The sequence below is a fragment of the Streptomyces sp. genome (assembly GCF_019510245.1).
Taxonomy (GTDB): domain Bacteria; phylum Actinomycetota; class Actinomycetes; order Streptomycetales; family Streptomycetaceae; genus Streptomyces.
On the sequence record NZ_JAEKKT010000109.1, the window covers coordinates 1 to 3,765 of the forward strand.

General features: G+C 65.9%; 3 protein-coding genes and 1 pseudogene. 1 reads left to right on the forward strand and 3 read right to left on the reverse strand.

What is annotated here, in order from left to right; genetic code table 11:
- The 3 genes and pseudogenes from JF597_RS06355 to JF597_RS06365 form a co-directional block, all read right to left on the reverse strand.
- On the reverse strand, positions 1–377 hold a 377-nt coding region (locus JF597_RS06355; protein WP_293990449.1), incomplete at its 3' end, for a cupin domain-containing protein.
- A 357-nt stretch (positions 378–734) separates the two neighbouring features.
- Positions 735–1,331 (reverse strand): annotated as a pseudogene (locus tag JF597_RS06360) (sigma-70 family RNA polymerase sigma factor); the annotation flags it as partial.
- 366 nt (positions 1,332–1,697) lie between these two features.
- Entirely contained in the window at positions 1,698–2,645 is a 948-nt protein-coding gene (locus tag JF597_RS06365) for a sigma factor-like helix-turn-helix DNA-binding protein (RefSeq protein WP_293990451.1), read from the reverse strand.
- 573 nt (positions 2,646–3,218) lie between these two features.
- Between JF597_RS06365 and JF597_RS06370 the strand changes: the two genes are divergently transcribed.
- The coding region (locus JF597_RS06370; protein WP_293990453.1) for an alpha/beta hydrolase at positions 3,219–3,765 on the forward strand (547 nt) is incomplete at its 3' end.

Here is a 3,765-nt window from a genome sequence, read left to right on the forward strand (position 1 = left end):
AGCACGTAGAGGACTTCCAGCACGACGTCCGTCGTGCCACGGTTCTGGCCCAGGTGCACGTGGTTCGCTCCCGACGGTTCCTCGAGGGAGCTGCCCTGGTCGTATACGCCGTCGGATGCGCACGTGGCATCGCAGTGACTCAGCGTTCCCTGCTTGACATAGGCGTACAGGGTGCCGCCGTGGTAGTGCCAGCCTGTTCCCTGGCCGGGCGGAATGGTGACCTGTCGCAGGATGTAGTCCCGGTTCCCGATGGTCCTATGGACAAGGACCTTGCCGGTTACGCCGGGACCTCCGGGAGTGGCTTGGGCGACCGCCGAGGTGAGTGAAAGCGTGGTGCACGCTGCACCGACAGCTGCTGCACGCAGCATCTTGCGCATGATGATGCCTTTCGGGACGTGAGGATGTGGTGACCGCCCAGCGGTGGGAGGGCACTTGGGAGTGTGCTGGTGAGGACATGCCCGAACCGAAAGGCGGCCGGGGCCCCGACGGAACCGTCTGCGTAAGAGCGGTTCCGCGCCGCTCGGTTTCAGAACTCGTGGGCTTCGCGACGGGCTACGACGAGGGACGCACCGATCAGGAGCGACGCGAGGACGCCAGTGCACAATACGGCGACGGTCGTGAAGGTGGTGGCGAGGACGGCGGGGCCGCGACCGGGGGAAGGACGTCGGCCTTGGCGGGCAACTGCGCGGCCCGGAAGCTCTGAGCGACACGTCGTTGGCCCATTGTCAGCAGGGCAGAGAGACGGCGTCCGGTGTCAGAAGAGCCTCCAGGGACACGATGTCCCCGGTACGCGCTGCTGATACGAAGGTGTTGAGAAGTTGCCGGTGCTCGGCCGCGTCCACCGTCTCCAGGTGGTCGTCCGACAGGTGCTTACGGGCCCGGCTGACGACTTTGCGCACGTTGACGACGGTGAACCCGAGTATCTCCGCGATATCGGCGTAGGCGTAGTCGAATGCCTCACGCAGCACGTAGGCGGCCCGCTCGGTCGGGTTCAGCTTGCCCAGCACGAGGAGCAGGGCCACTTCGAGGGCCTCAGCCCGCTGCGCGCCCACCTCCGGGTCGTTGCTCGTGTCGATGGGCTCGGGTAGCCATGGGCCGATGTAGGTCTCACGCCGCACGCGGGCGGACTGGGCCACGTTGATGGCCAGCCGGGTGGTTGCTTTGGACAGGAACGCGACGGGACTCACCACCGCAGACCGGTCTGTCTTCTGCCAGCGCAGCCACACCTCCTGGACCACATCCTCGGACTCCACCGCGCTTCCCAGCAAGCGGTACGCGATACCGAACAGACGTGGGCGGAGCTCCACGAAGACAGAAACGGCCTCGTCCATCGTGCTCGCGGTGGAGGGCTTGTCAAGATGCATGTTCCTCTGTCCCCGTTCCTCTCAGGACCGGTGCTGTCGATGGCACACTCGTTGGATCACCGTGTGACGGCACGGTCCCCGTGGCCGCCTGGACACGGTTGCTCTGGCTGCATGCGCACAGGGGAGGGGCCGGCCGACACAGAGTCCGGTGTCACCACAAGGCGGGCACCAGGTCGTTTGCGTCTTCTCTACGACCGGGCACACCTTCATTCCGTTACAGGTCTGCCATCGTTGGTTGTCCGCGGCGAGCACAAACGTCGAGGACTCGTAGAACATGCGGATGCCTCGCACTGTCATCTTCGACAGAGCGATCACACTATGTTGACGACGCTCTTAGTCCCGGTCTGTCGCGGACACGTTGTTCGACCCACCAGGCCCACCGGATACACCAGGCATCTGAGGTACGCCGGAAGAGGCATCCGGCTGGTTCCAGGTCCGCAGCTTGTCGGGGTTCAGGACGGCCCAGACCTGGACGACGTGGTGGTCGGCTATGTCGAAGCTGATCACGGCGGCGACGTGGCCGTCATAGCGCACGACGATCCCCGTCCGGCCGTTGACGGAGTGAAGGTCCAGTGCGGTACGAGGGCGGTGGGAGAGCAGAGTGAGCAGGCTGCGGGCGACCTTGAGGGCGCCGTGGACCGGCCGGACCAAAGCCCGAACCTTGCCGCCGCCGTCGAAGAAGGCCGTGGCGTCAGGGGCCAGCAAAGATGACAAAAGGGCCGAGTCCTCAGCGGCGCAGGCCTCACGGAACGCCCGGACCATCCGGTCGTGCTGCTGTGGCATGGTGGGACTCGAACGCCTGAGCCGCAGGGTGTGACGGGCTCGTTCGGTGAGTTCTGCAATTTCCCGTTCCGTCTGGCCCACGATCTCGGCGACCACCTGTGGCGGCATCCCGAAAGCATCATTGAGGACGAATGCTGCCCGCTCGGCCGGGGACAGGGAATCCAACGCGGTCAGCAGAACCTCGCTGACCTCGTCCGCCAAAGACGGACAAGTCTTCGCTGTCGTACAACCGGCTGCCGCCGCCGCACCCGGCCCTCGCCGCTCGGGCAGGTTCGGCCACGTCAGGCAGAGGGCGCCCGCCGTCTTCATCAGCCAGAAGAGCGGCTCCGTGATCCGCGCCCTCTCCGTATCGGACAGGCCGTACCACCGCCGATAGGTCTCGGCGACGACTTCGTCGGCATCAGGACCTTTGCCCAACATCCAGTAGGCGACGTCCAGCAGATGCTGCCGCTCGCCAAGCATCTCCGCGATCGGCACCGTGTCATCGGCCTGCTCCATACGGCATCTTCCCTCTCACACGGCCCTCCACCGCCAACACCGCGACGCCTCGGCCGACCTCCGGAGCGGCCTCGGTGGAACTAGCGCGCTGTCCACACCTGTTCAACGTTTCGTGACGCTGTTCTCGACAGTGCAGACCGGACGGGCATGGATCATGTGACACCGGGCGTAACGCGGAGGAGGAAGTGGGCCGCGCAGCGCTCTCGCACTTTCCGGGACTGAGTGACGACCCTGTATGTGACAGGGACCGGCCGGGCCCGCACCTCTCAAGCCCGCGTCGACGAGGGTCATATGTCACACATTCGATGAGCGTCCTGTCATAAGGGCGAAAGGCGGCAAGTGGGACTGTCGAGTCAACCGGCAGCCCCGTCCGGCAGTTGGCACCCGGCACGTACACATCGCCGGTCGGCCTCCTACCTAACTTCCGCGTGGCAGCAACGAAGCTGATCGCGCCGCCGTACACGGCGCCCCAGCCCCGCCTCAGCAGTGGGCTGTCGCGGGCCGCCGACCATCAGCGCCGCGCTCCTTCCGAAGAAGTCGGAGCGTCTGCGCAACCTCGAAAGGTATCTGCATATGTTCCGCTCATCCCTCGCCCGCCGGTCACGTACCTCGCTCACCGTTGTCGCCGGGGCCAGCATCGTCGCGGGCCTACTGGCCGTCGCAGTCGCCCCCGCCTCCGCCGACAAGGGCGTTCATGAACAGGGTCCCAAGCCCACGGTCGTCCTGGTCCACGGTGCTTTCGCCGACTCCACCAGCTGGAACGACGTCATCAAGAGGCTTCGCCGCGACGGATATCCGGTCATCGCGGTGGCCAACCCGCTGCGGTCTCTGAGGGGCGACTCCGCCTATCTCAAGGATGTCCTGGCGGGCATCAACGGTCCCATCGTGCTGGCCGGGCACTCCTACGGCGGCTCGGTCATCAGCAACGCGGCCACGGGCAACAAGAACGTCAAGGCGCTGGTCTATCTCGCCGCCTTCCTCCCCGAGAAGGGCGAGAGCGCGGCCGACCTGTCGGGCAAGTTCCCCGGCAGCACCCTCGGCGAAGCCCTCCGCCCAGTGCCGTTCACCGAGACGGACGGCTCCCAAGGCACCGACCTCTACATCCAGAATGACAAGTTCC